At 48.4% G+C, this 3,103-nt stretch carries 3 protein-coding genes; all 3 read left to right on the top strand.

Annotated elements, in window-relative coordinates:
- On the top strand, positions 1–210 hold a 210-nt coding region (locus INT22_RS12510), incomplete at its 5' end, for a helix-turn-helix domain-containing protein (RefSeq protein ID WP_193068315.1).
- The gene (locus INT22_RS12505) at positions 203–1,432 is read left to right on the top strand and encodes a type II toxin-antitoxin system HipA family toxin (RefSeq protein ID WP_193060374.1); all 1,230 of its coding nucleotides are present in this window, start codon (positions 203–205) and stop codon (positions 1,430–1,432) included. The genes INT22_RS12510 and INT22_RS12505, both read left to right, overlap by 8 nt.
- 119 nt (positions 1,433–1,551) lie before the next feature.
- Positions 1,552–3,103: peptide chain release factor 3 (locus INT22_RS12500; RefSeq protein WP_193068314.1), on the top strand; the 1,552-nt coding region annotated here is incomplete at its 3' end.

Genomic DNA, 3,103 nt, shown 5'->3' with positions numbered 1-3,103 from the left:
AGCCATATCTCGAAAATCGAGTCTGGAGGCGTTGACCTAAGGGTTTCCAGCTTGATTGCACTTGCGCGTGTACTCGACCTAGAGCTATTTGTCGCGCCTAAAAAATCTGTGCCAGCGATAAAGTCGATCATTCGAAGTAGCAAAGGTAATCAGGATGAGGGTGAAGAGGTGTCACCTGCATACCATTTAGATGGTGACAGCGATGATTAACAATGTGTCCACTCTAAACGTTTTGCTCTACGGCGAGCCTATCGCAACGATCACCAACGTCGGCAATGACAGAACGCTATTTGCCTTTACGGATGCTTACGCGAGTGATGCATCTCGGCCTGTGTTAGGGCTTGGCTTTAAAGATTCACTTGGTGGTTTGCTCACTAACTTCAAACCTACCCAAACCAAATTAACGCCTTTTTTCTCCAATCTACTGCCAGAAGAAACGATGCGTAACTACCTGGCAGAGCGTGCTGGCGTGAACCCAGCGCGGGAGTTTTTTCTATTGTGGGTGTTAGGGCAGGACTTAGCGGGAGCGATCACTGTTGAAACTGCCGATGGTGAAACGCTGCCGCCTAATGTGCATCAAGAAATAGAAGATGGAACCAAATGTGAAGCAGCGATGCGCTTCTCATTAGCGGGTGTGCAGTTGAAATTTTCAGCAGTACAACATGCTAATAGCGGTTTAACGATCCCAGCTACGGGTAGAGGTGGCTCATGGATTGTGAAATTGCCATCACCTCGCTTTGAAGGCGTACCGGAAAATGAATATTCGATGATGGAATTGGCACGAATGTTAGGAATGGATGTGCCGGAAATTCAGCTGCTACCCATTAACCAGATTGCCAACATTCCGGAAGGAATCGAAAAGTATGGCGGCTCGTTTAAAAATGCTCAGGCCTTTGTGATCAAGCGTTTTGACCGTGCTGATGGGCAAGCAGTACATATTGAAGATTTTGCGCAAGTCTTTGGCGTGTATCCTCAAGATAAATACAAAAAGGCTAGTATGCGTAATATCGCGCAGGTTATCGGCATAGAAGGTCAAGAGGAAGACATTGCTGAATTTACTCGCAGGTTGGTATTCAATACGTTAATTGGCAATGCAGATATGCATTTGAAAAATTGGTCTGTGATTTACAAAGACAAGCGCTCTGCATCAATTGCACCGGCATATGACTTTGTCTCGACCATTCCCTACATTGCTGATGATAGTGCCGCGTTAAAGGTTAGCCGCAGCAAAAAGTTCAGTGAGTTCAATCTGGATGAACTATCGCATTTAGCGGCCAAAGCCATGTTGCCAGAAAAGTTGGTGTTGGATACGGCCAAGCAAACCGTAGCTGGTTTCCATGAAGTATGGGCGAAAGAAAAAGCCCATTTGCCGCTCACCAAATCTATGATTGAAGCAATTGAGAAACACTTGCTAGGCATACCACTGCGCTGACTCAATGAACATAGCACCAAACCCCTCATAACGTTACAATCTGCCCCATTCTGAACATCTCAGCGTCGGTGACCTTTAGGTTAAGTGCATAGCTGAGTACAAATCTCTGTAGAGGTAAGATGAAAGATACACAGTTAGCTCGTGAGGCGGAACTTAGAAGGACGTTCGCTATCATTTCGCACCCCGACGCTGGTAAAACCACCATCACCGAAAAAATGCTGTTATTTGGGAATGCTATTCAGTTAGCGGGCTCTGTTAAGAGCAAGCGTAATGATCGCCATGCCACATCAGACTGGATGAAGATGGAGCAAGAGCGCGGGATCTCGGTCACGACGTCGGTGATGCAGTTCCCTTATGGTGGGCGTATCGTGAACTTGCTGGATACGCCGGGGCACGAAGACTTTTCTGAAGATACTTACCGTACATTAACCGCGGTGGATTCCGCGTTAATGGTGATTGATGGTGCGAAAGGTGTTGAGGATCGTACCATCAAGCTGATGGAAGTCTGCCGTTTGCGCACCACGCCTATTTTAACGTTCATCAACAAGATGGACCGCGATATCCGCGACCCCATCGAAGTCATGGACGAGGTAGAGACTGTACTGAATATCCAGTGTGCGCCGATGACATGGCCGATTGGCATGGGACGGCACTTTAAGGGCGTGTATCACCTCTATAACGATGTCATTCATCTGTATACCCAGGGGCAAGGCAGCCGTATTCCAGATGACAAGCGAATTGACGGTTTAGATAACCCGGAAGTTGACGCTGTACTTGGCGAAGAGCAGGCCGAAGAGTTGCGCATGGAAGTCGAGTTGGTGCGCGGTGCTTCCCATGAGTTTGATCTTGATGCCTATCGCCGTGGTGAGCTGTCGCCCGTGTACTTTGGTACCGCAATGGGTAACTTCGGCGTACGAGAGATGATGGATGGGTTTGTTGAGTACGCGCCTCCGCCCCAGCCACGCGAGACAGATATCCGTGAAGTAACCGCTCAAGATGATCGCTTTACGGGGTTTGTGTTTAAAATTCAGGCGAATATGGATCCGAACCATCGTGACCGTATTGCTTTTTTGCGTGTCTGTTCCGGTAAGTACGAAAAGAATATGAAGATGCGCCACGTGCGGATAGGCAAGGATGTGAAAATTGCCGACGCCCTAACGTTTATGGCGTCAGACCGTTCTCAGGTAGAGGAAGCCTGGCCAGGCGATATTATCGGCTTACACAACCACGGTACGATTCAGATTGGTGATACCTTCACAGTTGGTGAAGATATGCGCTTTACCGGCATTCCTCACTTTGCGCCAGAGTTGTTCAAGCGTGTTCGTTTAAAAGACCCGTTAAAAATGAAAGCGCTACAAAAAGGGCTCCAGCAGCTCTCAGAAGAGGGCGCTACGCAGGTCTTTATGCCGATGGATAACAACGACCTGATTCTTGGTGCTGTCGGTACGCTGCAGTTTGACGTTGTTGCCCACCGCTTAAAGGAAGAGTACAAAGTTGACTGTCTATATGAAGGGGTCAATGTACAAACCGCACGCTGGGTCTATTGCGAAGACGCCAAGATGCTGGAAGAGTTTAAGCGTAAAGCGAGCTCAAACCTTGCTATCGATGGTGGCGGCTACCTGGCGTATATCGCACCAACGCGGGTCAACCTGCAGATGACCCAAGAGCGCT

This window comes from Halomonas sp. 3D7M (assembly GCF_014897885.1).
In the GTDB taxonomy this organism is placed as follows: domain Bacteria; phylum Pseudomonadota; class Gammaproteobacteria; order Pseudomonadales; family Halomonadaceae; genus Vreelandella.
The sequence above is the reverse complement of the archived record's forward strand: the minus strand, read 5'-3'. Positions and strand labels throughout refer to the sequence as shown.